The sequence below is a fragment of the Devosia sp. YIM 151766 genome, assembly GCF_030285925.1.
Lineage (GTDB): Bacteria > Pseudomonadota > Alphaproteobacteria > Rhizobiales > Devosiaceae > Devosia.
The window spans coordinates 1051381-1078306 of record NZ_CP127251.1 but is presented as its reverse complement, the minus strand read 5'-3'; the positions used below and the strand labels follow the sequence as shown (position 1 = coordinate 1078306).

Here is a 26926-nt window from a genome sequence, read left to right as displayed (position 1 = left end):
CCTGTCGCCCCTCACGTCGAACTTTTTTGGTCGCACCGTTACGATGCGTCGGCGTATGTCGCTGTGAAGATCGTTTCGGACAGCCACTTCTTGAACGACGGATTGTCGGAGAACTGCTTGAACAACTCGGTGTGGTCGGATAGCAGCTCGATCACTGCGCGTTCAAGCGCCTTGTCATGCTCGATCCGGGCGTTCTGCTTGTCGGAATTCTTCATGGCGTTCTGATACGCTCTGTCCGCTGAGACTTTCGCAGGCAGTTCCTCTGCAATCACCTTCCCGATCTTGTCTTTGTCCTTCCACTCGATGTTGCCGAACATCTCGTTGAAGATCTTGAGGATGTTACTCAGCAGGTCGAGCTCTGGCTCTGGCCTGCCGCCGCCCCCGCTTGTTGGCACGGGGCCAATCTCAGCATCCGCATCCGGCAGCACGATGGCCATGGTTGCCTGAGCTTCGACCCGATAGCTGTCCATGTCGATTGCCTCGAGAATGCCCTTCGACAGGTCCTGCTCCTCGGGAGCCGGCAACTTCGGCGTCAGGAAGTTCAGGAAGATCGACAGCTTCTCCCAAGCGGCATTGCTGTAGGGAAGGATCGCGGCCAGGAAGCCGTAGGTCCTCGTGAACGCCTTCGCCTTGCCCTTGAAGTCGACCTGCCCATCCTCGTCGAGATCCGCCTTGTAGACGGCGACGCAGGCGTCGAGAATCGGGTCGAGCTTGTCCCGGTCTGCGCCGCCGAGATAGAGCGCCACCAGGTCTTCCACCTGATCCCACCCGTAGACTTGGTAACCGTCCAGTGCGGCCCTCAGGTCGTGCAGCTTGTCGGGGTCGGTTTCCTCGCTGAGGATCGTGGTGCGATAATACGGCTCGAACGACGTCTTGATCGCGTCAAAGTCATTCATGAAGTCGAGAACAAAGGTGTCGTGCTTCTGCGGATGCGCCCGGTTCAATCGAGACAGGGTCTGCACCGCCTTCACCCCGGACAGCGTCTTGTCCACGTACATGGTGTGCAGCAGCGGCTCGTCGTAGCCGGTCTGGAATTTGTCCGCGACGATCAGGAAGCGGTACGGATCCTTCTGGATCAGTTGCTCGATCTGGCTGCTCGGAAAACCGTTCAGCGTCGCCTCGGTGACCTTGTGGCCGCCATACTCATGTTCGCCCGAAAAGGCGACGATGGCTTGGTGCGGGCTCTTGCGCTCCTTCAGATACGCTTGAAAGGCATGGAAGTACTGGATCGCGCGCTGAATCCCGTTGGTGATGACCATTGCACGGGCTGCTCCGCCGATCTTGCGGTGCGCCATGACCTGGTCGTGGAAGTGATCGACCATAATCTCGGCCTTCTTGCGGATCGCATGGTCATGGGATTCGACATACTTGCGCAGCTTCTTCTGCGCCCGTTTGGTATCGAACCTTGGATCATCCTCGACCGTCTTCATTAGCCGATAGAAGCTGTCGACCGGCGTATAATGCTTCAGCACATCGAGGATGAAGCCCTCCTGGATCGCCTGCTTCATCGTGTAGCTGTGGAACGGCACGTGCTTGACCTTGTCCCCCTGCGGGACCGGGGCGCCGAACACCTCCAGCGTCTTATTCTTGGGCGTCGCGGTGAACGCAAAATAGCTGGCGTTCGGCAGCACCTTCCGCGCTTCCATCAGACGGTTGATGGCGTCCTCAACGGTCTCTTCTTCCTCTTCGGCCCCATTCGCGGCGAGCGCGATGTTCATCTTCGCGGCGGTGCGGCCGCCTTGGCTTGAATGCGCCTCGTCGATGATGATGGCGAAGGTTCGCCCGCGGTGCTCGTCGCCAATTTCGTCGAGGATGAAGGGAAACTTCTGCACCGTTGTGATGATGATCTTCTTGCCGGCCGTGAGGAAAGCCCGCAGGTCACCGGACTTCTCGGCGTGGCCCACCACCGACGACACCTGCGCGAACTGCTTGATCGTGTCGCGGATCTGCTTGTCCAGCACCCGCCGGTCGGTGACCACTATGACCGAGTCGAAGGTCATCCGTCCGCCGGTCTCCAGGCCGATCAACTGATGAGCGAGCCAGGCAATCGAGTTGCTCTTTCCTGATCCGGCCGAGTGCTGGATCAGGTAACGCTTCCCGGCGCCCTTCGCTTCGGCGTCGGCCAGCAGCTTGCGCACCACGTCCAGCTGATGGAATCGCGGGAAGACCTGCTTCGGCGGCTTCTTCTTGCCGCGCTCGTCGACCTCTTCGACCACCTGGGCATAGTTTTCCAGGATGTCGGTGAGGTTCCGCTTCGTCAGGTACTCCTTCCACAGGTAGTCGGTCTTCAGCCCATGGGGGTTCGGTGGGTTGCCTGCGCCATCGTTCCAGCCCTTGTTGAAGGGCAGGAACCAGGACGTCTTGCCCTTCAGCTGCGTGCACATCCGCACCTCGTGATCGTCCACGGCGAAGTGGACGACGCAGCGGCCGAACTGGAACAGTAACTCCTTCGGATTGCGGTCGCGCTTGTATTGCTCGATCGCGTCCTCGACCGTCTGCTTGGTCAGGCTGTTCTTCAACTCGAAGGTGGCCACGGGCAGGCCGTTGATGAAGACGGCTACATCGAGCGACAGCTTGGTCGCGTCCTTGGAATAATGCAGCTGGCGGGTGACGCTGAAGATGTTGGCGGCGAACAGCGCCTCGGCCCTCGCGTTGCCCGGGGTTGGTGTACCGAAGAACAACTCCACGGAGCCGGGGCCGTGCTTCACACCATTGCGCAACACGTCGATGACGCCGCGCTTGGCGATCTCGCCCTGCAGCCGGTGCAGGAACTGCAGCCGCTTCGGTCCATCCTCGCCGATGCCGAGCGCCTCGACAGCCTCGGGCTGTGTCGCGTTGAGGAAGTCGAACAGCTTCGTCAGATCAACGGCGTGGTCCCGGTCGAAATCCTTCGAAGCCCCGGCGACGTAACCCGCCTCGTCAATGAGCGAGCGGACGATGAGGGCTTCGAGGCCTTTCTCGCTGGTGTCCGTCGTCATCAGCCCGCCTGCAATGCACCGGCATCGATCCAGCCCTTCTTCTGAAGGACCTCCGCCGCCAGTGCGACTTGCCTCGGCGAGAACTGTTTCTTGCGATCATTCCACCCGTAGACCTTGGAGACCGCCTCGTTGATCGAGTGCGGGGACTCGTGCGTGATCACCCAGTGGACCGTTGACAAAAGCTCAAGCCCGAATGGCGTCTCGAAGCCTTCGACGAGGCTGGCCACCTTGTCGAAACGGGCCCGCGTGTCCGGATGCTCTCCGAGGAATTCGTCGGCGTCCTTCACCGCTCCCGGCACAAGCTCGAGCTGCTTGTTGGGCGCATCGCCCCCGTCGCGGTAGCCGGAGACGAAATATCCTTCGATCTCGCGCAGGACGTGGGTCAGGTTCTCCGAATACGGGCCGTATGGGCCCTTCACTACCCGGAGCCGCTCCATCGACGGCTCGCCGCTGACTTTCATGAAGTACATGAGCTTGTGCACTTCAAGCAGCGTCACGAACGGGTCCAGCAGCCCGCTGAGGTACCGGTCCATCAGGCCGACCAGCGCCGCACGGCCGGGGGTCATGTTCGGTGCCGTCTGCCGCCTTGCCATCTGGGCCGGTTCCGGTGCGCCATTCGGCTGGTAGATGATGACATGCAGGTCGTTGAAGCCGCGCAGCGCCTCTTCGATCCTTGGCCGGACCTCATTCCAGTCGAGCCCCCCCAGCCCGCTGCCAAGCGGGGGGATGGCGATCGAGCGAATCTTCTTCTCCCGGATCACCCGTTGCAGATCCTTCAGCCCCGCGTCGATGTCCTCCATACGGCTCTTGCCGCGCCAGTGGCGCTTGGTCGGGAAGTTGACGATGTATCGCGGGCTGGTCAGCTGGCCGGTCTCGAAGACGAACATATGGCCGGGCCGGACTTCCTCGCGCTTGCAGGCTTGCTCGTAGGCGCGGAAATTCTCCGGAAACGCGTTCTTGAACTGAAGCGCGATCCCCCGGCCCATCACGCCAACGCAATTCACCGTATTCACCAGGGCGTCAGCATCTGCGGCCAGAATATCGCCCGTCTTGTATTCGAACATCGCTGCCTCCCTCCCCATCAATAGTACCAATCCGGCTTGATTTCGACATGCGGTTTATGGATGGCCGCCTGCAACGCCGCCCTGACTTGCCCGTAGACCTGCTGCGACCTTACCCCGATCCTGGTCACAAGCTGCCATGGAAAAGCCCGTTCCACGAGAAATTCCGCCTGCTTGCCTTCCTTGACCGAGCGCGAGATGCCGTTCCCCGCCCAGCGGTTCGTCTGGACCGCGTCCCAGTTGATCGCATCAAGCTGCCCGAGGTCGGCCCTGTCCTCGAAGTAATAGGCCCCGGCGTTCGACAGGGTGAAGGCCCAGCGGGACCGGTTGCGCTCCGCCCAGGCGACGCTGTCGCGCAGGTCGGCCTCCAGATGGACGATCGGCCCCTGACCGCCGCGATAGGCAAGCTCGGCATGGTTCGCGCAATGGATCAGATAGAGCATGATCGAGCGCGGGCAGAAGTAGAAGGGCACGCAGCCGCCGACCCGCAGGCCGGGGTGGCTGGACAGTTCGAGCTCGTTCAGCCGCCGTTCCTTGATGCTGGTCATCCCGATGGTGGTGCCCATGGCCGGGTTGGCGGCCGCGCGCCGGACGATCTCGGCATCGCACAGCAGACCGCCCGCGGCGATGATCGAGGACAGCCGGTCCACATGCACGATGTGATAGATCTTCGGGGCGGCGGGCGGCGGCATGGTCAGTCCTCGGCCTCCGCCAGGTCTTCCGTGTCCGCGGCGTCCAGGTCCTCGTCCAGCGCGTCGTCCTCGTCGATGGCCGGCTCGTCGCCGGGCGCCGCGATTTCGATGTGGCGCAGGTCCAGCTTGCCGGTGACGACATCGGCAATCAGGCGCTCGCGGTACTCACTAATCAGCGTAATCTCGTTCTCGGTTCTGCTGATTGCAGTGCTGACCGCACGAGTCTCCGACGCAATGGAATCGAGAATTTCAGCCTGTTCCTCCTGGCTGGGCGGATATGCAAAGCGGAGATTGCCGATAAAGCCCCATTCGGCTCGGGGCATCTTGGCCCCGAAGGTCGAGCTGTTCACGATATCGACTATGGTCTTCGAGCGAAGCTTCACCTCAAGGAACTCCGCCATGGGCGCTTCCTTCGTGGACCTTAGCACCAGAAACTCGCCAACACACACACCAGCTTGTTCGGGTCGGGTTACCTTGGCGAGGTAAGGACGGAGTTTGCCGAAGAGTACATCACCAGACGCGAAACGCTTCACTTGGCTATCGAAAGCAATGTCATCGCCCGGAGGGGTAATCTCACCCGTCCAGCTCTTCACATGCTCAAGCGCGATGTAGGTTTCACCCTCGTGCAATGCGTTCGTTTGTTCTGTGACGTTACGGACCAGCGTCTTCAGTCGCTTCACTTCCCAATGCGCCGGAACCTCGGGCATCCAGTCGATGCCGGTGGGCTTCATCGGGGCGTCGAGGTTCACGCCGCGTGTGACGGCGCGGTTGATGATCGCCTGCTTCTGCTCGTTCAACAGCCCGATCAGCCGCCGCTTGTTGCGGATCAGGCGGGCCGTCAGACGGCCATGGGCATCAAGGGAATCCGCGATCCGGGTCTGCTCCCCGGTCGGAGGAAAGGCAGACGGCATCTGCTTGAACTCGTCCCAATAGAGCCGGTTGCGATCCGAGACAATGCCCCGCGAGAACTTGTTCACCTCGCGCATGTAGGCGGGGGTGCGGAAAAGATAGGTGAAGTAGCGCGGATCGACCTCGGGGAACGGTCGCGCGACGACATAGGCCGGGCTGATCAGGCCGTCCTCGGGTGCCACGCCCACCGCGCCCTGCCACATGCGCATCATGTTGTAGGCGATGTCACCTTTGGCGGCACGCTTGTACTTGCTGCGGTCCGCCATCTGCTGTTTCCGCGCGCCATTCTCCATGTCGCGGACCCGGACGCCCGTGCGCAGCGAAACCTCCAGGATCGGCAGATCCTCGAAGCCGGTCTCGACGCGCTCGGCAAACAGGCGGCCGTTGCGCCGCACGTCCCAATGGGACGGGATCGCGCCGAGCCAGGGCAATCCGCTGTCGCGATAGGAGGCGTAGGGGGCAAGCCCCTTACATTCCGCCGACGGTGCCACGGTGAGCGCGCGTGCCGTCATGCGCCCCGGCCTCCGACCAGCACGTCCTCTAGCAGGCCCTCCGTTTCCTGCTCCAGTGCGCGGATATCCGCCTCAATCTGGTCGAGCGTTCGCAGCGGCTGCGGCTTGTAGAAGTGCCGCGTGAAGCTGATCTCGTAGCCGATCACCGTCTTCGATGCGTCGATCCAGGCGTCGGGCGCATGGGGCAGCACCTCGCACCGGACGAAGGCCTCGATCCCGCCATCTTCAAGGAACGGCACCTGCTCGGTGTCCCGCAGCTCCGAATCCGGCTCGTATTCCACCACCACCTGCTTGCCGTCGATGGTGGTGCGATAGCTGCCGTGAAGCGCGTCGTGGTCGACGTCAGTGCCGGGTTTCGGCTTCGAGACCTTCCGGATGACCGGCGCCGCCTCGGCCGCCTTCACCCCCAGCACCGACATCAGCACCTTCTGCCGCTTGGCTGTCATCCGGATGCCAAGCCCGGCGGCCGCCGCCTCGACCTGCTCGGCGAACAGGTTGAAGTCGAGATGCGGGCCGGCGCCCGCATGCTCGGCCACGGCCTCGACAGCGCGCGCCAGATCGGCCTCGCCCACATCGGCGCAGGCCTTGCGGAAGCGGCGCAGCGCGACCTCCGACAGTTCGACCTTCAGGCGCAACGGGCGTTCGATGGTGACCTTCCAGTAGCCGAACGTAGCGTTGGGGAAGATTTTCGACGTCTCGTCCTCACGGCCCTGCATGAAGGCGTCGGTGATCCGGCGAACATCGTCGGGCCCCAGTTCACAGTTCTTCTTGCCAAGGTTCTTGCGCAACGGCCTGAACCAGGAGGTGGCGTCGATGAGCTGCACCTTGCCGCGGCGCTGGTCTGCCTTTCGGTTGCTGAGCACCCAGATGTAGGTCGCAATGCCGGTGTTGTAGAAGATGTTCAGCGGCAGGGCGACGATGGCCTCCAGCCAGTCATTCTCGATGATCCAGCGCCGAACGTTGCTTTCGCCCGATCCGGCGTCGCCGGTGAAGAGCGACGATCCGTTGTGGACTTCGGCAATGCGGCTGCCGAGGGACGAAGTCGTCTTCATCTTGCTGAGCATGTTGGCCAGAAACACCATCTGGCCGTCACTAGAGCGGGTGATAAGGCTGAATTCCGGATCGCCGCCATGTTCGATCAGGAAGCGGGGATCGCGAATGTCCTTCTTCCCGCCCATGCGTTCGAGGTCCGTCTTCCACGATTTGCCGTAGGGCGGGTTCGACAGCATGAAGTCGAACTCGTGGGACGGGAACGCATCCGACGAGAGCGTGGAGCCGAATTTCATGTTCTCGGCTTCGAGCCCTTCGCCCTTCAGGATCAGGTCGGCCTTGCTGATGGCGAAGGTCTCGGGGTTGACCTCCTGGCCATACAGATGAACCGAGACCTCCTTGCCGTGTTCGGTTGCGAGCCTGGTGAATGTTTCCTCCGCCACGGTCAGCATGCCGCCGGTGCCGCATGCCCCGTCATAGACGAGGTATGTGCCCGACTGGATGTCGTCGGCGATCGGCATGAAGATGAGATGGGACATGAGCTCCACCACGTCGCGCGGGGTGAAGTGCTCGCCAGCTTCCTCGTTGTTCTCTTCGTTGAAGCGCCGGATCAGTTCCTCAAAGATCGTGCCCATGGAATGGTTGTCGAGGCCCGGCAGACGAACGGCGCCATCGGCATGCAGCACGGGCTTCGGGCTGAGGTTGACCGACGGATCGAGGAACTTCTCGAGCAGGAACCCGAGCGCATCGGCTTCGACCAAGGTCGGGATCTGATTGCGGAACTTGAACTTTTCCAGGACCTCCTGGACATTCGGGGAGAAACCGTCGAGGTATGCCTCGAAGTCCGCCTTCAGCTGTTGCCGGCGCGCGCGGGATGTGAGGTCTCGCAGGCGGAACTGCGAGGTGTTGTAGAACGCTTCTCCGGAGGCTTGGCACAACGCGGCGTGCTGATTGGCAACGCCGGCCTTGTCGAGCTGGGCCTTCATTGCGAGCACGGCGTCCTTGGTCGGCTCTAGGACGGCGTCGAGACGCCGGATAACCGTCATTGGCAGAATGACGTCACGATACTTTCCCCGGACATAAACGTCGCGCAGGATATCGTCGGCGATGTTCCAGATGAAATTGCTGATGTTCAGTTCGCTCACTGCCCGCCCTCGGAACTATTTTGTGCAACCTGCTTCTGTTGATCGATCCATGCATCCAGATCGGCCCTCTTGAAGCGCCACGAGCCTGCAACCTTGAAGCCTGGCAGTTCACCCCGCTTGGCCAGACGGTAGACGGTCTTTTCGTCGACGTTCAGGTAGCCAGCAACGTCGCGAACAGTCATCGCGGATTCAGTCTGCATAACCCCATCCCTGTCTTCTCGAAGATTTCGGAGATCCTAGCAGGGGAAGCCAGGGTAAGCCAGTCCATCAGTGCCCATTTCGGTCATTGCTTGTCATCACGGGGCACTTGCGCTTCCCACTCCACCGGGAACGGCTCCATCAACCGCGCCAGCGTCACCTCCGGCCCCTGCCGCCCGTCGAGAATGGTCTCCACGATGTCCGGTGCGAGGAGTGTCAGTCGCAGAAGCCGGGTGACGTAGGACACCGCGATTCCTTCACGCTCGGCCAATTCGGCGATGGTGGTAGCCTCGCCCGATTCGAGCATGCGCTTCCATCGGAAGGCGCGGGCGAGCGCCTTGACCAGCGTGTTGTCGTTCTTCCGCTGTTGCGAGACGCCTGCTGGCAACACCATCTCCTTCCGCCCGCCGCGCTTGATGATGCGGAACGGGACATGGATGGTGACGATATCGGGGATCGGGGTGGTGCGGGTCATGCGGCAACTCCAACATCGGTGATGATTTCGCGTGCCAGCCCGACCAGCCCGTCCATGCGCAGGCGAACGTTCAGGTCTTCGGTGCTGATCTGGACGCGCTCGACCAGCAGCCCGACGATGCGCGCCTGTTCGGCGGGGAACAGTTCGTCCCACAGCGGATCGAGCCGGGTCAGCGCCTCACGGGCCTCGGCCTCGGTGATCTCGCCATCCTGCGCGCGCGCCGCCTTCCACGTCCCCGCCACGATTTCCGGCTGGCGGAACACGGCGCGGAGCTGGTCGATGACGGCGGCCTCGATCTCGCCCGCGGGCACCCGGCCGATGGGACACGCCCCGGCGCCATGCTTCAGCACGGTCTGGCTGACATAGTAGCGGTAGAGCCTGCCACCCTTGCGGGTGTGCGTCGGCGAGAAGGCCGCGCCATCGGGGCCGTAGAGCAGCCCCTTCAACAGTGCGGGCGTGTCGGCCCGGGTGCGGGCGGCGCGCTTGCGCGGGCTTTCGGTCAGGATGGCGTGGACCCGGTCCCACATCTCGCGGTCGATGATGGCGTCGTGCTCGCCGGGATAGCTCTCGCCCTTGTGCACCGCCTCGCCGATATAGGCGCGGTTCGACAGCATCCGGTATAGGTATTTCTTGTCGACCCGGTTGCCGCGCGGGGTGCTGATGCCGCGCGTGCCGACCTCCCGCGCCAGTTCCGTGCAGGAGCCGATTTCGAGGAAGCGGGCGAAGATCCATCGCACATGCGCGGCGGCTTCCTCGTCGACCAACAACTTGCGGCTCTCGACGCGGTAGCCGTAGGGCGGTACCCCGCCCATCCACATGCCCTTGCGGCGAGAGGCGGCGACCTTGTCGCGGATGCGCTCCGCCGTGACCTCGCGTTCGAACTGGGCGAAGGAGAGCAGGATGTTTAGCGTCAGTCGCCCCATGGAAGTCGTCGTGTTGAAAGACTGCGTCACCGAAACGAAGGTCACGCCGTTCCGGTCGAACACCTCGACCAGCTTTGCGAAGTCGGCGAGCGAGCGGCTGAGGCGGTCGATCTTGTAGACCACGACCACATCGACCAACCCGTCCTCGATGTCCTCCAGCAACCGCTTCAGGCCCGGCCTTTCCAGCGTGCCGCCCGAGATGCCACCATCGTCATACTGATCGCGCACCAGCACCCAGCCTTCGGACCGCTGGCTGGCGATGTACGCCTCGCAGGCTTCGCGCTGGGCGTGGAGGCTGTTGAACTCCTGCTCCAGCCCTTCCTCGGAGGATTTCCGAGTGTAGACAGCACACCGCAGCTTGCGGACGACCTTCGATTTATCCGGCGGCTTCGTCACTTCCGCCCCCTGTGGTTCTTGAGGCCGAAGAACACCCAGCCGTTCCAGCGCGTGCCGGTGATAGCGCGGGCGATGGCCGACAGCGACTTGTAGGGCCGCCCCTGCCATTCGAAGCCGTCGGCGGTGACGGTGACGATCTGCTCGACGCCCTGCCATTCGCGCAGGAGGCGCGTGCCCGTGATGGGGCGGTCGCGGTCCGCGCGGATGCTCCGCTTCTTTCTGTCGCCGCCGTCCAATTCCTCGCCCAGCCGTTCCAGCCGCCGGATGGTTTCGGGATTCAACCCGCCATAGGCGAGTTCCTGGATGCGGTAGGCCAGGCGGGATTCAAGGTAACGGCGGTTGAAGGGCGGCGGCTCGCTGTCGAACAGATCGCGCCACTGCTGCTTGAGATCGGTAATCGAGGCGGTCTTGAGCGCGGCCAGGCGCACGGGAATGGGGTCATGCATCGTCATGCGGGCCTCCTGTGATCGTCACGATGACGTCCGCATGGTCTCGGGCGAATGTGTAGTCGAAATTTCTCCTCTACCGAATTGTTTTCACTGTGTTTTATTTCTCTTGATCGAAGACGCAGCAGTCCGGCCGCCAATAGTTCGCAAAGCGCCCGCCTGCGCTCGAGGGACGACATGAGGTTCGGTGGCAGTGGATTGGGACCAGCCTTCAACATGGGACCAGCCCATCGCGACCTGACACTGCGTACCCATTGCCGGAACGAGGTGCGTACCCTGCGAACCCGAAGGTGCGCACCTTGGGTGCGAACCCGGAAAAATTCTTTGCTGCTAGCGGTTTAGCGGGCAAAGCCACCCCGCATACGTCCATCGCCCGGAAGGACCCGAAGCGGGGGGGAGAGGCCTTGCGGGCTGACTTGGTGGCAATCGTGGCGCTGCTCACCTGTTCATCAGGACGGAGGGTGCTCGCGCACGACATCACCCCTTGCCCCCCATTTTGGTTTCGATACCGCCGCGAGCCGTAAGTGTCCGCCGGTAATGAGCCTCGGCAATTGCCTTGGTAAAGTAGGCCCAGGTCCTGATTTCCTTTGTCCGTGGCCGGCTCGTCCGCTTCCGCAGCGTCGGGAGAATGTCCTTTTGGAGGCTGTATCCCGCTTTCAGCCAACCGATGACCAGGTCGTTCGTGTCAGTGATCATCCGGCGCGATGCTGTGCACAGGCCTGGGCCACATGCATCGAGGCAATGCGCAACAAACTGGTCGGGATGAAAGATTTCCTTTCTTTCAGTATGATTTCTGAAACTTGCGTCCAATTCCTGCACTGTAGGCGGTACAAATGCTGCACCGTCCGATGTTTTCATGACTCGGCCCACATGGCATGCGCCTCCGAGGACCGCCGGAGGGCGCTTGAAGCGCTCGAATGAGGGTTCGAAGGGAAAGTGATAGCGCGTAGTCTGCATCACGCCTCGCGCCGGTGAACCTCTGCGCTCACGTGCAATAAGCCCCTCACGTTCGAGGACGTTCAGGCAGTTGTTGACGGTGCCCCTCGACACCACCGCTTCATTGGCCAAACGCGCCTGCGAGATGTAACACCCTGTCTCATGGCGGTGATGCAGTGCCAGGCATTCGAGAAGACGTCTGGCGGTTGGCTTGAGCCGCACTTCGCCTTTAGGCAGTCCGTTAAGCCAGATCAACGCTTCCTGACTCATCGATTGCCCTCCTTGCGGACACGGCCCCCCAACCAGTTTTCCACCTCCGAGCGGCGCCAGCCGATGGCGCGTTGGCCAAGCTGCAGGGGAGCGGGGAAACGGCCAGCCGCGACTTCCTCGTAGAGCCAGCTCCGGCTCATCCCGATTACCGCCATGACGCGGCGGAGCCTCCAGATCTCATCGGTCATTGTCGAATTACTTCCACTCGGATCGTTCACCAACGGACGTAGCTGGATCGGACCGGGGCTGTCACACGCAGTAAATCAGGGGGCGTTTCTTGCGTGTCTTGCGGAGCAGGTTCGCACCCTTCAAGAGGGCGAGTTGCTGCCGATACAGCTTGTCATTGGAACGCACCCCATTTTGACCGGACAGGCGGCCTAGCCGATAAGGCATAGGCATGCGCCTATGAGTACGACTATGTCCAAGAGTTCCGATGAGCCGTTTCGACGGGTCGAAGTCATCACCTCCGTGCAGCGCCGCTGGCGCTGGTCAGTCGCCGAGAAGGTGCGGCTGGTGGAGGAAGCCATGCAGCCAGGCATGAGCGTTTCCTATGTGGCCCGCCAGGCCGGCATTTCCCCCTCCCAACTCTTCGCCTGGAAGCGGCGCATGCTCGAAGGCGGCCACGCAGCCGTTCAGGCCGATGAAGATGTTGTTGGCGCTTCCCAGGTGTGTTTCGGCGTGCAAAATTGACCCCGTTATGGGGGTAATCGGCATCTAATTTTGACCCCCTGGATTTGTTGATCAGACTGCCTGTTTTGGATTTGACGGGCGGTTGGGGGATGAAGGGCGTGGATACGATTGCACGGGTTCGTCGGGCATATTTTGTGCAAGGCAAGTCCATCAAGCAGATCGAGCGGGAACTGCATGTTGCGCGTAACACAGTGCGCAAGATCATCCGGTCGGGCGAGACGAGCTTTTCCTATGAACGTGAGAAGCAGCCGCTGCCGCGGATCGGCCCGTGGCAGGCTGAGCTGGACCGGCTGCTGCTGGCCAACGAAGGGAAGGCGGCACGCGAGCGGCTGACGCTGATCCGGGTCTTCGAGGAACTGGCGGGCCTCGGTTACGAGGGGAGCTATGATGCGGTCCGGCGCTATGCCCGGAGCTGGAGCCGGGATCGCTCGGCCAGTGTGGCCTCGGCGTTTGTGCCGCTGAGTTTTGCGCCCGGAGAAGCCTACCAGTTCGACTAGAGCCACGAGATCGTGCTGCTCAACGGCACGACGGTGACGGTCAAGGTTGCCCATGTGCGGCTTTGCCATAGCCGGATGATGTTCGTTCGGGCCTATCCGCGCGAGACCCAGGAGATGGTGTTCGACGCCCACGACCGGGCGTTTGCCTTCTTCAAGGGTGCCTGCACGCGCGGCATCTACGACAACATGAAGACGGCGGTCGAGACCATCTTCGTGGGCAAGGAGCGGGCCTATAATCGGCGCTTCCTGCAGATGTGCGGCCATCATCTGGTTGACCCCGTCGCTTGCACGCCGGCCTCCGGTTGGGAGAAGGGTCAGGTCGAGAACCAGGTCGGCCTGGTGCGGGAACGCTTCTTCACGCCGCGTCTGCGGTTCCGGAGCTATGACGAGCTCAATGCCTGGCTGCTGGACAAGACCATTGCCTATGCCCGGGCACACCGGCATCCCGAGTTCCGCGATCGGACCATCTGGGAGGTGTTCGAAGCCGAACGCCCCAGCCTGGTGCCCTATACCGGCGCCTTCGACGGCTTCCATGCCGTGACCGCCTCGGTCAGCAAGACCTGCCTGGTGCGGTTCGACAACAACAGATACTCGGTCGCGGCTCATGGCGTCGGTCGGCCGGTCGAGATCCGGGCCTATGCTGACCGCATCGAGCTGCGCCAGGATGGCCTCGTGGTGGGTGAGCATGCCCGTTCCTTCGGGCGCGACCAGACCATCTACGATCCCTGGCATTACGTGCCGGTGCTGGCCCGCAAGCCCGGTGCCTGGCGCAATGGCGCTCCGTTCAAGAACTGGGTGCTGCCGGTCAGCATCGAGAAGATCCGGCGCCGGCTGCGCTCTGCAGACGATGGCGACCGGCAGATGGTGAGCATCCTCACCGCCGTGCTCAGCGATGGTCTGCCCGTGGTCGAGGCGGCCTGCGCAGAAGCGGTGCGCGAGGGGGTCTGTTCCGCCGATATCGTGCTCAATATCCTGGCCCGGCAACGCGAACCGCGCAGCCCGGTCACCATCCTCAATACCCCACAGGCCCTCCGGCTCCGCATCGAGCCAACGGCCGATTGTTCCCGCTATGACAGCCTGAGGAGGGCAATATGATGGAACGCTCCGAGATCCTGGCCACGATGAACGCGCTCAAGCTTTACGGCATGAAGAGCGCCTATGACGAGATCATCGCCACAGCCATCAAGCGCGAACATCAACCCGAACGGATCGTCTCGGACCTGCTCACCTCCGAGATCGCCGAGAAGCAGGCGCGGTCCATCAAATACCAGATGACCATCGCCAAGCTGCCCTTGGCCAAGGACGTGGATGACTTCGTGTTCGATGATACCGGCATCAACGAGACCCTGGTGCGCGACCTGGCCGTCGGCAACTTCCTGACCACCCAGCGCAACATCGTGCTGGTCGGGGGTACCGGAACAGGCAAGACCCATCTGGCCATCGCCATTGCTCGGGCCTGTATCCGCAATGGTGCGCGGGGCCGCTTCTTCAACGTCGTCGATCTGGTCAACAGGCTCGAGACCGAGACCCGGGCTGGCAAGCAAGGCCGTCTGGCCGAGTATATGGGCCGCAAGGACTTCATCATCCTCGATGAACTGGGCTATCTGCCCTTCGCCCAGTCAGGCGGCCAACTGCTCTTCCACCTGGTCAGCCGCCTCTATGAGCAGACCTCGGTCATCGTCACCACCAATCTCACCTTCGGGGAATGGCCCTCGGTCTTCGGCGATGCCAAAATGACCACAGCGCTGCTCGACCGACTGACCCACCACTGCGACATCGTCGAGACCGGCAACGACAGCTGGCGCTTCAAGAACAGAGCTTGACCATCGCGCCTCGCGGGCCGAACGCCTGCGCAACCCTGACCAGCTCCGACGTCCGGCCCGCCCCCACAATCATCATCAGGGGGTCAATATTGGATGCCGATAGGGGGTCAATGTTCCGCGCCGATTGACAACTTATCCCCTTGATGACACCTCCACATCGAAACGGATCCGGGCGCGGCTCACCAAGATCGGACAGACGTTCCGGGCCAACGACAATATCGCTGCTTTCATCGAAGAGGGCGAGTTGGACGAGCTGCGTCTTGAGGTCGAGGATCGGATGCGCAAGGTACTGGACGCGCTGGTGATCGACACCGACAATGATCACAACACCGTTGACACGGCGCGCCGCGTCGCGAAGATGTTCATCGACGAGGTGTTTGCAGGGCGGTATCGCGCAGCACCACCGATCACCAGCTTCCCAAACGTGGCGCGGCTCAACGAGTTGATGATCGTCGGTCCGATCACCGTTCGCAGCGCCTGTTCGCATCATTTGTGCCCGATCATGGGAAAAGTATGGGTCGGCGTCCTGCCGAACACTGACGCGGAATTGATCGGGCTGTCGAAATTCGCGCGCCTCTGTGACTGGATCATGAGCCGGCCGCAGATCCAGGAAGAGGCCGTGATCATGCTCGCCGACGAACTGGAACGGCGCATCCGGCCTGACGGGTTAGCCATCGTGATGGAGGCGGATCACTTTTGCATGCGCTGGCGCGGAGTCAAGGATGAACAGCCGGTAATGACCAGTTCGATCATGCGCGGCGCCTTTCTGGAAAACTATGCGTTGCGACGCGAATTCCTTGAACTGCGTAACCGGGGACATCAATGATTCTTGGGAACAGCCTGTCCGAGTGGTGCCGCAAGTCTGCCTGCGCGTTCGGCAGTCGTTGTCCAGCCGGCGGTTGGAGAATGACGCCGCAGCCGGTAGCGCAGTTCAAAGCACAGGAGGTGTAAATGCAACAAGCCGAAGCCCGGATTCGATCTCCGTACTCCTCGGATGTCACGGATGCCGAATTGGCGAGACTCGCGACACAAGGGGACGCTGCCGCCTTCGAGGCGATCATGCGGCGTCATAACCAGCTCCTGTTCCGCACTGCCCGCGGCATCGTCGCGAGCGACGGCGAAGCCGAAGACGTCGCTCAGGAGGCTTGGATGCGAGCCTGGCGGGCACTTTCTAGTTTTCGCGCCGAAAGCAAATTATCCACCTGGCTGGTCCGTATCGCCGTGAACGAAGCGCTTGGTCGTTTGCGCCGAAACAGCGCGCAGATCATTCCCTTGGAGGCAGCCATGAGGTCGACCGATAACGACACGCAGTCGGCACTCACCGAGGCCCCGGACCGTGGGCCGGAGCGATCCGTCCAACGGTTGCAGGTCCGAGTCCTCATCGAGGCGCACATCGATCTGCTGCCGGAGGCGTTCCGCAGTGTGTTCATGCTGCGCGCCATCGAGGAGATGAGCGTCGATGAGGTGGCCGATGTACTGGACATTCCCGCAGCCACGGTGCGGACGCGGTATTTTCGGGCCCGGGCCCTCTTGCGCGAGGGCCTTGCGCAGGAGTTGGACTTTGCAATCGAAGAGGCCTTCAGCTTCGCCGGTGAGCGCTGCGACCGCATCGTCGCCAATGTCATGGCACGCGCCGGGGCGGAGGGCCTCTGCGGGGAGGATTGACCGCGTGCAGGGCGGCATCTGCCGTCTCCCCGATGCAACGAGACACAAGGAGAAATGCCATGGCCGAGCCGCGCGACACGGGCAAGGACCCGGACCTCACCAAGGGGATCAATCTGATTGACTTCGGCGGCCGTCAGATGCTGCGTGGGCATGTGGGCAAGGCCTCCGTGGTGCTTGCGCTAGTCGGCGACGAGGTGCTGGCGGTCGATGCCAGGTGCACACATTATGGCGGCGCGTTGGACGACGGCCTTCTCAGCGGCGACACTGTACGCTGTCCCCTGCATCACGCCTGCTTCTCGCTGCGCACCGGCGAAGCACTTGGCGTGCCGGCCTTCGATTCGCTGTCGTGCTGGTTAGTGGAACGCGACGGCGACCAGATCCGCGTACGCGAGAAGGCTCGGCCGGTGGCGGCCCGGGCCGTCGCAGGAGCAAGTGAGCCGCAGGCCATCGCGATTATCGGCGCCGGGGCAGCTGGCTTCGCCTGTGCCGAAATGCTGCGCCGGCGCGGCTATGCGGGGGCGCTGACCATGCTTAGTGCGGATAAAGACCCGCCCTATGACAGGCCAAACCTGTCCAAGGACTACCTGGCGGGCAATGCTCCTGCCGAATGGATGCCGCTCAAACCGGAGGCATTCTATCGCGAAAAGACAATCGACTTGCGCCTCGGCGTTTCGGTCGCGTCAATCGACGGCACGGCGCGCAAGGTCGTGTTAGACGACGGGCAGGTGTTGGCCTTCGATCGGCTGTTAATCGCGACAGGCGCCGAACCTGTTCGCCCGCCAATCCCCGGGGCCGATCTCGCGCATGTCTTCACGTTGCGCAGCTTTTCCGACGGGCGTGCGCTCGCTGCTGCGACTGAGAAAGCGAAATCCGCAGTCGTCCTGGGGTCGGGTTTCATTGGGCTTGAAACGGCGGCGGCTCTGCGGATGCGCGGGCTCGAGGTGCATGTGGTGTCGCGCGATGCCCGGCCGCTCGAAAAACTGCTGGGACCCGCGCTTGGCGATGTCATCGCTGCACTGCATGAGGACCATGGCGTGAAATTCCATATGCAAACCTCGATCAGAGCCATTGCCGCCGATGCGGTCACGCTCGAGACGGGAGAGAGGATTGCGACCGATCTCGTGATCATCGGTGCCGGGGTTCGCCCGCGCACCGCGCTGGCCGAGGCGGCAAACCTGCCCGTCGCGCACGGGATCCTCGTTGACGCGCGCCTGGAAACGCCGATGCCCGGCATCTACGCCGCTGGCGACGTTGCGCGTTGGTCCGGCGGCGCGGATGGCGAAACACGGCGGGTCGAGCACTGGGTGGTGGCCGAACGTCAGGGCCAGGTCGCAGCCGAGAACATGCTGGGCGCATCCATGCCATTCCGCGACGCGCCGTTCTTCTGGAGCGCGCATTACGACACCGCGATCCGCTACGTCGGTCACGCCGAAACCTGGGACGAATGCGTGGTGGACGGCAACATCGCGGCGCATGATGCCAGTATCAGCTACCGCCGGGGCGGGCGAACATTGGCGGTCGCCACGATTGGTCGCGATATCGAGGCGCTTGCAGCGGGACAACGCCTCGCCGGAGCGGGATGATGGCGCCGTCCGAGCCCCCCGTCGCGCTGGTTCTGGCTGGCGGCGGCCGTCTTGGCGCGGTCCAGGTCGGAATGCTGAGGGCGCTGGTCGAAACCGGGCTGCGGCCAGCGTTCGCGATCGGATCTTCGGTCCTCGAAGGGGATGGCGGCCTCGTCCCGGATTCAATGCCAAGGGGTTACAAGGCGCGCACCGAGCAATTGATCCTGGTTCACCGTCTCTGCCTGGGACTCGAACTGCCCCAACAAATCCCACAGCGGTTCGAGGCTGCGAATGTCGCTGCAGCTCTCGCGGCGCGCGATGCGCAGATTGCCGCGCTTGAAGTCGAGGTCGCGCAACCCAAAGCGGGAGGCCGGGACTTGGCGCCGGACGGCATGGAAGAGCGGTTGTTCCGGTCGATGGCAGAATAAGGCAACTCGACCTGAATATATCTTAAAAAACATTTACTTATAGCTGGAGAAGGTTGGATATCAGGCCCATCCCCTCCGCCACTTGTCCTCGTGAAAACTTTCTCCCGATCCGGCTGCGGCCGGATTTTCTCGTTGTTTTCGAGGGTTATAGCGATGGGGCTGAACACTGACTCAATCGTCAAAAGGCTCGAAAGCAGGCTCTCTAGGCCGATATTCTCTGGACCTGATGACTGAACGATTTTGGTGAATAGCTTCATAAGCTATTGTATTGCATCAGTTTTTAACGCGCGCATTAACGGTGTTTGATTCCGGTCCCGTTAGACAATAATGGAACTGGAGTCGAACTGTCGCCTGCCTTGCTTAGGTGCTGCGCAACGTGTCCCTTCGCGCAGCAAGCTGCTGTTCTGCTCTCGTCCTCATGCACGAACCGGCTTCATGGCGCGGTCTCGGCGCTGCAGTTCCTGTTCGAGTTGACGCTGAAGCGGCGGGATTTGTCGCGGGTCCTGGTGATCAACCGCTAGCAGCGCCAGCTGCCTGACGTACTCAGCATCGAGGAGGCGGCCCGGTTGCTCCAGGCGGCGCCAGGCATCAAGTATAAGGCCGCAATCGGGGTCGCCTATGGCGCCCGCCTGCGCGTCTCCGGGGTGGCATCGGGCGGATGGTCGCTGGCTCCCATCACGCCCGGCCTTCCTGCTACCGGTGCGGGTGCTGGGCGCGCTGTTCCGACGATTATTCGTCACCCGCCTGCTCGCACTCCATGGTGCTGGAAAGCTCGGCTTCTTCGGCAAGATGGCTGAGCTCGCCGACCGCCGGACTTTGTCCGTCACCTTGCAGCGGTCCGCAAGCGCTGGGTGGTCTGCCAGGCCACCCTTTGCCGGGCCAGAAGCGGTGCTCGCTTATTTCTCGCGCTACACCCATCGCGTGGCGATCTCGAACCGCCGCCTGCTCCGGTTCGGCAGATCCGAATTGACCTCCCGCTACAAGGACTATCCCGCGGCGGCGCCGACCGGCAGCGGGTCATGGACGCCGACGAGTTCATCCGCCGCTTCCTGATCCACACCCTGCCGTGCGGCTTCCACCGCATCCGGCACTATGGTCTGCTCGCCGGCTCCGCCCGCAAGGACTTGCCCAGTCCCTGCTTTGACGGCACCGTGGTCATCATCGAGATCTTCGCTGCATGGTGCCAGCTGCGGGCTCCGCCGCCAAAGCGACCACCAACCCGGAAGACCGTTCATGAACGGCATGATCTGCTTGTTCAAACGGCATACCGGCGTTGGCGCGGAGAACCTGGCACGCCCGCAGGTCGAGCTGCCCCAAGGGCCGACGCTGCCGAACGTCGGCCCTGATCTAAGTGCTCAACAAATGCTGTCAATTGAGCTCAGCTCCCGCCGCTCTTTTACGCCGGTAAGCGCAACCCGTTCACGATCACCTCACGCGCGTAGCGGGCCCCCTGATTCATCAGGGCGAGATCCACGCCCACGATCAGCAGGTCCACGCCCATCTTCACCAGACGTTCTGCGTGATCTCCGGTGGCCGGAACGCAGGTGGACATGACCTTGATGTTTCGCGCATGGCATTTTTTGATCAACAATTCCAATGCCGGAAGCACGGTGTCGCCGGTAAAGGACGGGTCGATGTCGACGCCTGCCGAGATGGCGAAATCTAGTGGGCCGAAATTGACGATATCGATGCCCTCGACCGCCAGGATTTCATCTATATTGTCGAAGAAATCAGTGTTTTCGGCAGTCGGTATCACCAAGGTGTTCTCGTTGGATGTGCGCAGATAGGTCGGCCAGTCCAATTTCGGTCCGTTCCAGGTGGCCGAGCGAACGGCGCCATCGCCACCGCGGATGCCGAATGGCGGAAATTTTGAGGTAGCCACGATCTGACGCATTTCGGCAGCGGTGCGGATTTGCGGGGTGATGACTCCATCCGCGCCCATCTCATAGGCCTTGCGGATGTCATGCTCCAAGATGCCGGGTACACGGATCAGCGGCGACACGCCCTTGATCTTTGCTGCCAGGATCATGCGTTCCAAATCGGGGCCTCCGAGGCGGAAATTGGCGTGCTCGGTATCGATGAAAGCGAAGTCCAACCCCCAATTGCCCAGCACTTCGACAGCGAAGGGCAGTCCGGTGTAAAGCGTCATGCCGAAGGTTGGCTCGTTATTGTCGAGGCGCTGCTTGAGCTGGGATTTTTTGATGTCCATGATGGTTGGCGTCCTGAAAAATTTTAGCGGAAACGATCGACGATCTGCTCGCGCGCCAGTCGGGCGCCGGTGTTGACCAAGGCCATGTCGACGCCGACGATCAGCATATCGATGCCCAGATCGATGATGCGGCGCGCCTGATCGAGTTCAATGGGAATGCAAGGCGCCATGATCTTGATGCCCTTGGGCCGGCACCGATCAACCAGCAACTTCAGCGCGTCGCGGAGCTCCTTGGTTTCGAGCGGGTAGTCCACGGCGTAGCCAGCCGACAGGGCATAATCGAGCGGACCGAAATTGACGATATCGATGCCCTCTACCGCCAGAATCTCATCAATATTGTCGAAGAATTCAGTGTTTTCCGCCGTCGGGATGACCAGGGTGTGGGTGTTGGAGGTTTCGGTATAGGTGGGCCAATGCAGGCCCGGGCCGTTGAAATTGGCCGAGCGCGTGGCGCCATCTCCGCCGCGCGTGCCGAAGGGTGGGAACTTGGCGGCATCGACGATAGCCTGCATCTCCTGGGCCGTGCGTACCTGCGGCACGATCACACCTTCGGCGCCAAGTTCAAGCACCTTGCGGATGTGGTACTCGATCACGCCGGCGACGCGGACCAGCGGCGAGATACCGGCATATTTGGCCGCCAGGATCATGCGCTCGATATCGGGTCCTTCGACATTGAGATTGGCGTGTTCGGCTTCGATAAAGGCGAAGTCGAGCCCCCAATTTCCGAGCATTTCAACGGCCGCCGGAACGCCCGTGTAGAGCGTCATGCCGAAAACCGGGCCTGCTTCGAGTTTTTTGACGAGTGGGAATTTTTCAAAGCGCATGTGTTTGGAACCTGTTGATGGAGCAGCAGCTAGTCGTGAAGTAGTTCACGGATTTCCTTGATCATCTCGCGGGCCTCCGGGTCGTTGGGCAGTTCGAGCATGTCGCGCGGTCGAGGAAAGGGAACCTCAAATTCGCGGACGATCTCGCCATGGGCGAAGACCACGATCCGGTCGGCGATGGCGATCGCTTCGCTCAGATCGTGAGTGACGAACACCACGGACTGCTGCTGTTTCTGCCAGCCATCGAGAAATTCTCCATGCAGGGATTCGCGCGTCTGCGCGTCAAGCGCGGCGAACGGCTCGTCCATGAACAGAACCTTTGGCGCCAGCACCCAGGTGCGCGCCAGCGCCACGCGCTGCCGCTGCCCCTGCGACAGCTGGCTGGGAAAATTGCCCTTATAAGCACCCAGCCCCACCATATCGAGGAAGCGTCCCGATTGCTGCCGCCGCTCGGCGGCATTAACGCCTCGCAATTCGAGGCCATATTCCACATTGCGTTCGGCCGAACGCCAGGGCAGCAGGGCATCGCGGGCAAACATGTAGCCAATCTGCTTGCGCACATTGCGCGGATCGTCGCCCAGCACCTCGACCGCGCCGCTGGTTGGCCGTGTCAGGCCGGCCAACACATTGAGCGCAGTGGTTTTGCCCGAGCCGCTGCGCCCGACAAACACCAGCAATTCACCGGCGCGCAGCTCGACCGTGACGTTTTTGAGTGCCTGGGTGTGACCGCCATCGGGCAGGTCGAAGGTCATGTTGACATCGCGCAAGCTGGCGATGGCTGCAGCGGTCTGGGTCATCTCAACGGCCTTCGGAAACGGAATGGGAGAATGATCAGGGGTGGGGAGTTCATTGGTCATCGAATTCACTCCATTTGAGGAACCGCCTTTCGATGACGGTCATGAGCCCGTTCAGTGCGGCCGCAGCGACTGTCATGATCAAGATCACCGCATACATGCCTTCCAGCTGGAAAACGGCGGCAAAACGGGAAATCAGATGCCCAAGTCCGATCCGCGAGGACAGGATTTCAGAGGTGATCACCCCGAACAGCGAATAGACCACTCCCAGCTTGAGCCCGGCAAAGATGGAAGGCGTCGCCGCCGGCAGCAGAATTTTGGTGAACATCTGCGACCGGCTGGTGCCCATGAGACGCGCCATGGTGACGACGTCCCGGTCGACATTCTGGATGCCGGCCCGCGCCGCGATCATCACCATGAAAACCACGATGGAAAAAGCCAGCGCGATCTTGGCTTCCTGGCCGATCCCGAAATACAGCGTAAAAACCGGCGCGAAGGCGATGCGAGGCATGGTGTTGATGGCGTTGATATAGGGGTCGAACAACTCCTCTACACGCGGAAACAGGCCCAAACCGATGCCGACCAGCACGCCCACAACGCTCGCGAGTACGAAGGCCATCAGGGTCGCTTCCATGGTGGCGTAGAAGGACGGCCATAGCGTGCCGTCGCCGATCAGCATGAGCAGCGCCGACCATACTTGTTCAGGGCTGCGCGCAATGATGGGGTCGACCCAGCCTCCGGTCCAGGCGAGCTGCCAGAACAGCAGCAGCGCGATGCCGATGACGACCTGACCGATCAGAACCGAAGCACCGGCCCAGCCGCGACCCTGCTGCGCCGGGCCGGCTGCGGCTGCTGGAGCGGGGGATTGAAACTGGCTCATGGCTCGCCCTTCCAGCGCAACAAGCGCTTTTCAATCAGGTTCATGCCGATGTTGAGAATGGTGGCCAGCAGCGCCATGATCAGCACCACCGCATACATGCCCTCAAGCCGGAAGATGCCGGCATACATGGCGATCAACTGGCCCAGACCCAGCCGCGACGACAGGATTTCTGAGGTGATGACGCCCAGAAACGAATAGATGACCGCCAGCCGCAGGCCGGCGAAAATTGATGGCACCGCCGTTGGCAGCAGGATTTTGGTGAACATCTGCAGGCGCGAGCTATCCATCATCCGCGCCATCACCAGGCAGTCCCGGTCCACGGTACGGATGCCGGCGCGGGCATTGACCATGACGATGAAGAACACGATCGAGGTGGCCAGCGCGATCTTGGCACCCTGATCAATACCGAAATAGATCAGCAACACCGGCGCCAGCGCGATGCGCGGCATGGCATTGATGGCGTTTAGATAAGGTTCCAGCAGGGCCTCGGCCTTGGGGAAAAGTCCCAGCCCAACCCCGGCCACGATACCCAGCCCACCGGCCAGCACAAAGGTAATGGCGATGGCTTCGAGCGTGGAATAGAGCGATGGCCACAACAGGCCGCTGCGCACCATCTCAACAAGTATCGCCCAAACCTGCGCCGGGCTGCGGGCCACCAGCGGATCGACGAAGCGCAGTTCCGATACCACCTGCCATATTCCAAGAAAGACCAGGCCGACGATAAGCTGTCCGACCAGCCGTTTGCGACGGCGGGCGATGGCCGGGTTCAAGCGCCGCCCTGGCGGGCGGGCTGTTTCGGTAATGTGAGACATGGCCTATCCATTGAGGGGCGCCCGAGCGAAACACTCGGGCGCCTGTTTCGACCGGCGCGAGGGAGGCGGCCGGTCGGGGAGGTGTTACTCGGAGGCGATGGTGGCGCAGGGCTCGTAGACCGCCGACGCCCACTCCGGCACTTCGTCGGAGAATTCCTTCATGCCTTCCCACATTTCCGGCGTCAGTTCGGCACGGAAATTATTGCGGTAGCGCTCGACGATATCGCTGGCCTGTTCGATCGGCAGGTTGAGATATTCGGCGAAAAAAGCGCTGACCGGCTCGGTATTGGCAGGATCGCGGATATATTCGATGGACTGCCGCGTAGCGCGGCAGAAATCCTGTGCCAGCTCGGGATCACGATCGAGGAAATCGGTGCCAGCCGAGAAGGTGGTGAACAGGAAGTTCGGATTATAGACCTGCGTCTGGGTAGTTTCGAGGCTCACCATATCCTTGAAATTGTCATCGCCAAGCAAGGTCGGCACCGGCGGCAAGGCCACCAGAGCCTCAACCTGCTTATTCTGGAATGCGGCCACGGCGCTAACGCCCGTACCCACAACCACAAAGGTCACTTCTTCCGGCGCATAGCCCGCATCCTCAACCATCTTGTTGACGTAGCGCTCGCTGCCGCCGCCACGCCCACCGACGCCGATGGTTAGGCCCTTGAGGTCGGTGAGCGATTGTGGGTAGCCAGCCGCAGCGTTGGGCAATTCGATTTCCGGCTGCACGATCAGTTGGTAGTCGATGTCGTAATTATACATCAGGAAGCGGATCCCAGCGCCCTGCTGCAGGACCGGGAAAATGGTGGCAGCCGAAGTGTGGGTGACGTCGGCAGAATCGGACACCAGCGCTGCTGCCGATGCCGTGCCGCCAGCAACCAGAATGTTGTCGAGCACGATATTGTGCTCGCTGTAAATGCCCACATGCTCACCCAGTAACGGCACGATCGCGTCAGCGACGCCGCCAATATAAGCATAACGCACGGTGCGCTGCTCGTCTTGACCGGCCACTCCAGCGGTTAGCGCGGTGGTGGCCAGAGCAGCCAGCACTACGCGCTTCATAATCATCATCTTCGATTTCATCCATCTCTCCTCTGCGCAGGAGGCAATCGCCGCCTGATCATTAACCGCCTCTGCCGTTCGACGCCTGAGGCGCCCGAGCATGTTTGCTTGGTATGTTGGTATAACACCTTGATTGGATGACCGTGTCAATATATGAATCGGCTGTAGTCAGATAGGAAGCCGACAAAATGCATCAGCAAGTTGAAGCCATGTTCGATCTCTCGGGACGCTGCGCGCTCATTACGGGCGGGGCATCCAAGCTCGGATATGATGCCGCAAGCGTGCTGGCAGCAGCTGGCGCCAATGTCATCGTCACCTCGCGCGATGCGAGCAAAGCCGAGCAATCAGCCCAGCGTCTGGCGGCGGATTTCGGCGTCAAAGCGCTGGGTCTGGCGCTGGATCAATCGCGCTACGCAGCGGTTGCCGCGATGGCCGAGCGCGCCCTGGAGTGGTCGAAAGGCGAAATCGACGTGCTGGTGAATAATGGTGGCGGCGGCTCGGGTGGCAGCATCGCCAAACTGTTCGAGCGCGACCCCGCCGATATCGACGCCATGCTGCAGACCAATCTCAACGGTGTGCTCTATTGCTGCCGCGAAATCGGCAAGGCCATGCGCGCTCGCGGCTCGGGTTCGATCATCAATATCGCCTCGATCGCCGCCCTGATCGGGCGCGACCGGCGCGACTACGACGCCAATGGCCTGCTGGGTCAGCCGGTCGACTATGCCGCCTCCAAGGCGGGCGTGCTGGGGCTGACGCGCGACATGGCCGCCTATGTAGCGCCGATGGGAGTGCGGGTGAACGCCATCTCGCCGGGCGGCTTTGAGCGCCCGGACATGGTGCCGGGCTTTGTCAGAGCCTATTCGAACAAGACCCCGATGGGACGCATGGGCAAGGATGGCGAAGACCTCAAGGGCGCTATCCTGTTCCTCGCCAGCCCGGCATCTGGCTATATCACGGGTCAGAACATCGTCGTCGACGGTGGTTTCTCGATCTTCCGGTAATTGAAAGGGGGAATACCGATGTCGCAGAACGAGCCAGACAGACGGGAGCCCCGGGCAAAGGCCGCGGCAGGCGAGCCGATCAAGCGGCGCAAGCTGTCCGACGAAGTCGTGCAGCGGCTGGAGGCGGCGATTCGTGATGGCGTCTATCCACCTGGCGACACGCTGCCCCCCGAACGCGACCTGATGCAGCTCTACGGCGTTGGCCGCCCCTCCATTCGCGAGGCGCTCTATGCCTTGCAGCGCATCGGCCTGGTGCGGCTGGTCAGCGGTGAGCGTCCGCGCGTCATCGAGCCATCGCCCAAGCACCTGCTCAACGAATTGGGCAGCACGGCCCGCCATCTGCTGGATCAGGCCGACGGCCCCATGCATTTCGAGCAGGCCCGCCTGTTTCTGGAGCTGTCGTTGGTCCGCTATGCCTGTCTCACGGCCACAGATGCCCAACTCGACACTTTGGGTGAGGCGCTGCTCGCCAACGCTGCGGCCCTGGACGATCCAGAGGCGTTCCGCCGAACCGACGTGGCCTTTCACCGGGTGCTGGTGGAAATGTCGGGCAATCCAATCTTCGTCGGCATGTATGACGCCATCGTTGAGTGGCTGATTCTGCAGCGACCGCTAATGCGCCGCTCCAGTGACAGCTATTCCGATCACCAGCGCATCTATGCCGCCATACGCGCTCGCGACGTCATCGCCGCAACCAATGCCATCGAACAGCATCTGAACGAAGCCAACAAACACTACAGCCGTAGTTGAA

The 26926-nt window shown here is 62.0% G+C and carries 24 protein-coding genes and 4 pseudogenes; 11 read left to right on the top strand and 17 right to left on the bottom strand.

Annotated features, from left to right (window positions below; genetic code table 11):
* Positions 1–38 precede the first annotated feature (38 nt).
* From O9Z70_RS05150 to O9Z70_RS05100, 11 genes are all read right to left on the bottom strand, one after another.
* Entirely contained in the window at positions 39–2978 is a 2940-nt protein-coding gene (locus O9Z70_RS05150; protein WP_286021415.1) for a type I restriction endonuclease subunit R, read from the bottom strand.
* Complete coding sequence (darG, locus tag O9Z70_RS05145; RefSeq protein WP_286021414.1) at positions 2978–4042, bottom strand: type II toxin-antitoxin system antitoxin DNA ADP-ribosyl glycohydrolase DarG; 1065 nt, start codon at positions 4040–4042, stop codon at positions 2978–2980. The genes O9Z70_RS05150 and darG overlap by 1 nt, the downstream gene beginning before the upstream one ends.
* Positions 4043–4059: 17 nt before the next feature.
* On the bottom strand, positions 4060–4731 hold the full coding sequence (gene darT / locus O9Z70_RS05140) for a type II toxin-antitoxin system toxin DNA ADP-ribosyl transferase DarT (protein ID WP_286021413.1): 672 nt from the start codon (positions 4729–4731) through the stop codon (positions 4060–4062).
* A 2-nt stretch (positions 4732–4733) separates the two neighbouring features.
* The gene (locus O9Z70_RS05135) at positions 4734–6152 is read right to left on the bottom strand and encodes a restriction endonuclease subunit S (protein WP_286021412.1); all 1419 of its coding nucleotides are present in this window, start codon (positions 6150–6152) and stop codon (positions 4734–4736) included.
* Positions 6149–8287, bottom strand: coding sequence for a type I restriction-modification system subunit M (locus O9Z70_RS05130; RefSeq protein WP_286021411.1), 2139 nt, complete (start codon positions 8285–8287; stop codon positions 6149–6151). Before O9Z70_RS05130 ends, O9Z70_RS05135 begins: the two co-directional genes overlap by 4 nt.
* Positions 8284–8487 carry a helix-turn-helix domain-containing protein gene (locus O9Z70_RS05125; protein ID WP_286021410.1) on the bottom strand — a complete coding sequence of 68 codons (204 nt, stop codon included), beginning with the start codon at positions 8485–8487 and terminating at the stop codon, positions 8284–8286. Before O9Z70_RS05125 ends, O9Z70_RS05130 begins: the two co-directional genes overlap by 4 nt.
* A gap of 83 nt (positions 8488–8570) precedes the next feature.
* Positions 8571–8960: a hypothetical protein gene (locus O9Z70_RS05120; RefSeq protein WP_286021409.1), complete on the bottom strand. Its 390-nt coding sequence runs from the start codon at positions 8958–8960 to the stop codon at positions 8571–8573.
* On the bottom strand, positions 8957–10279 hold the full coding sequence (locus tag O9Z70_RS05115) for a recombinase family protein (RefSeq protein ID WP_286021408.1): 1323 nt from the start codon (positions 10277–10279) through the stop codon (positions 8957–8959). Before O9Z70_RS05115 ends, O9Z70_RS05120 begins: the two co-directional genes overlap by 4 nt.
* Positions 10276–10725, bottom strand: coding sequence for a DUF2924 domain-containing protein (locus O9Z70_RS05110; protein WP_502870184.1), 450 nt, complete (start codon positions 10723–10725; stop codon positions 10276–10278). The genes O9Z70_RS05115 and O9Z70_RS05110 overlap by 4 nt, the downstream gene beginning before the upstream one ends.
* A 477-nt stretch (positions 10726–11202) precedes the next feature.
* Complete coding sequence (locus O9Z70_RS05105; RefSeq protein WP_286021406.1) at positions 11203–11931, bottom strand: helix-turn-helix domain-containing protein; 729 nt, start codon at positions 11929–11931, stop codon at positions 11203–11205.
* Positions 11928–12119: a helix-turn-helix transcriptional regulator gene (locus O9Z70_RS05100; RefSeq protein ID WP_286019241.1), complete on the bottom strand. Its 192-nt coding sequence runs from the start codon at positions 12117–12119 to the stop codon at positions 11928–11930. The genes O9Z70_RS05105 and O9Z70_RS05100 overlap by 4 nt, the downstream gene beginning before the upstream one ends.
* Before the next feature lie 217 nt (positions 12120–12336).
* On the opposite strand from O9Z70_RS05100, the pseudogene O9Z70_RS05095 reads away from it, so the two are divergent.
* The 9 genes and pseudogenes from O9Z70_RS05095 to O9Z70_RS16315 form a co-directional block, all read left to right on the top strand.
* A pseudogene (locus O9Z70_RS05095) lies at positions 12337–12600 on the top strand (transposase); the annotation flags it as partial.
* Between the two features lie 110 nt (positions 12601–12710).
* A pseudogene (gene istA, locus O9Z70_RS05090) lies at positions 12711–14213 on the top strand (IS21 family transposase).
* Entirely contained in the window at positions 14213–14941 is a 729-nt protein-coding gene (gene istB / locus O9Z70_RS05085; RefSeq protein WP_286021957.1) for an IS21-like element helper ATPase IstB, read from the top strand. Before istA ends, istB begins: the two are co-directional and overlap by 1 nt.
* Before the next feature lie 124 nt (positions 14942–15065).
* Positions 15066–15767 (top strand): GTP cyclohydrolase I, encoded by a 702-nt coding sequence (gene folE / locus O9Z70_RS05080; RefSeq protein WP_286021405.1) that lies wholly within the window; start codon positions 15066–15068, stop codon positions 15765–15767.
* 125 nt (positions 15768–15892) lie between these two features.
* The gene (locus O9Z70_RS05075) at positions 15893–16606 is read left to right on the top strand and encodes an RNA polymerase sigma factor (RefSeq protein ID WP_286021404.1); all 714 of its coding nucleotides are present in this window, start codon (positions 15893–15895) and stop codon (positions 16604–16606) included.
* A gap of 59 nt (positions 16607–16665) precedes the next feature.
* A complete protein-coding gene (locus O9Z70_RS05070; protein ID WP_286021403.1) occupies positions 16666–18189 on the top strand; it encodes an FAD-dependent oxidoreductase in 1524 nt (507 codons plus the stop codon).
* Positions 18186–18596 (top strand): hypothetical protein, encoded by a 411-nt coding sequence (locus O9Z70_RS05065; protein ID WP_286021402.1) that lies wholly within the window; start codon positions 18186–18188, stop codon positions 18594–18596. The genes O9Z70_RS05070 and O9Z70_RS05065 overlap by 4 nt, the downstream gene beginning before the upstream one ends.
* A gap of 657 nt (positions 18597–19253) precedes the next feature.
* Positions 19254–19551, top strand: a pseudogene (locus O9Z70_RS05060) (transposase); the annotation flags it as partial.
* 67 nt (positions 19552–19618) lie between these two features.
* Positions 19619–19714, top strand: a pseudogene (locus tag O9Z70_RS16315) (transposase); the annotation flags it as partial.
* Between the two features lie 278 nt (positions 19715–19992).
* Here the strand turns inward: O9Z70_RS16315 and O9Z70_RS05050 are convergent.
* From O9Z70_RS05050 to O9Z70_RS05025, 6 genes are all read right to left on the bottom strand, one after another.
* Entirely contained in the window at positions 19993–20745 is a 753-nt protein-coding gene (locus tag O9Z70_RS05050; protein ID WP_286021399.1) for an HpcH/HpaI aldolase family protein, read from the bottom strand.
* A gap of 83 nt (positions 20746–20828) precedes the next feature.
* Positions 20829–21629 carry an HpcH/HpaI aldolase family protein gene (locus O9Z70_RS05045; protein WP_286021398.1) on the bottom strand — a complete coding sequence of 267 codons (801 nt, stop codon included), beginning with the start codon at positions 21627–21629 and terminating at the stop codon, positions 20829–20831.
* 29 nt (positions 21630–21658) lie between these two features.
* Positions 21659–22426 carry an ABC transporter ATP-binding protein gene (locus O9Z70_RS05040; RefSeq protein WP_286021397.1) on the bottom strand — a complete coding sequence of 256 codons (768 nt, stop codon included), beginning with the start codon at positions 22424–22426 and terminating at the stop codon, positions 21659–21661.
* A gap of 49 nt (positions 22427–22475) precedes the next feature.
* A complete protein-coding gene (locus O9Z70_RS05035) occupies positions 22476–23303 on the bottom strand; it encodes an ABC transporter permease (RefSeq protein WP_286021396.1) in 828 nt (275 codons plus the stop codon).
* Positions 23300–24115 (bottom strand): ABC transporter permease, encoded by an 816-nt coding sequence (locus tag O9Z70_RS05030; protein ID WP_286021395.1) that lies wholly within the window; start codon positions 24113–24115, stop codon positions 23300–23302. Before O9Z70_RS05030 ends, O9Z70_RS05035 begins: the two co-directional genes overlap by 4 nt.
* An 84-nt stretch (positions 24116–24199) precedes the next feature.
* Positions 24200–25195, bottom strand: a complete 996-nt coding sequence (locus O9Z70_RS05025; RefSeq protein WP_286021394.1) for an ABC transporter substrate-binding protein — start codon at positions 25193–25195, stop codon at positions 24200–24202.
* 167 nt (positions 25196–25362) lie between these two features.
* Between O9Z70_RS05025 and O9Z70_RS05020 the strand changes: the two genes are divergently transcribed.
* Entirely contained in the window at positions 25363–26175 is an 813-nt protein-coding gene (locus O9Z70_RS05020) for an SDR family oxidoreductase (RefSeq protein WP_286021393.1), read from the top strand.
* A gap of 18 nt (positions 26176–26193) precedes the next feature.
* Positions 26194–26925 (top strand): transcriptional regulator NanR, encoded by a 732-nt coding sequence (gene nanR / locus O9Z70_RS05015; protein WP_286021392.1) that lies wholly within the window; start codon positions 26194–26196, stop codon positions 26923–26925.
* Position 26926 lies beyond the last annotated feature (1 nt).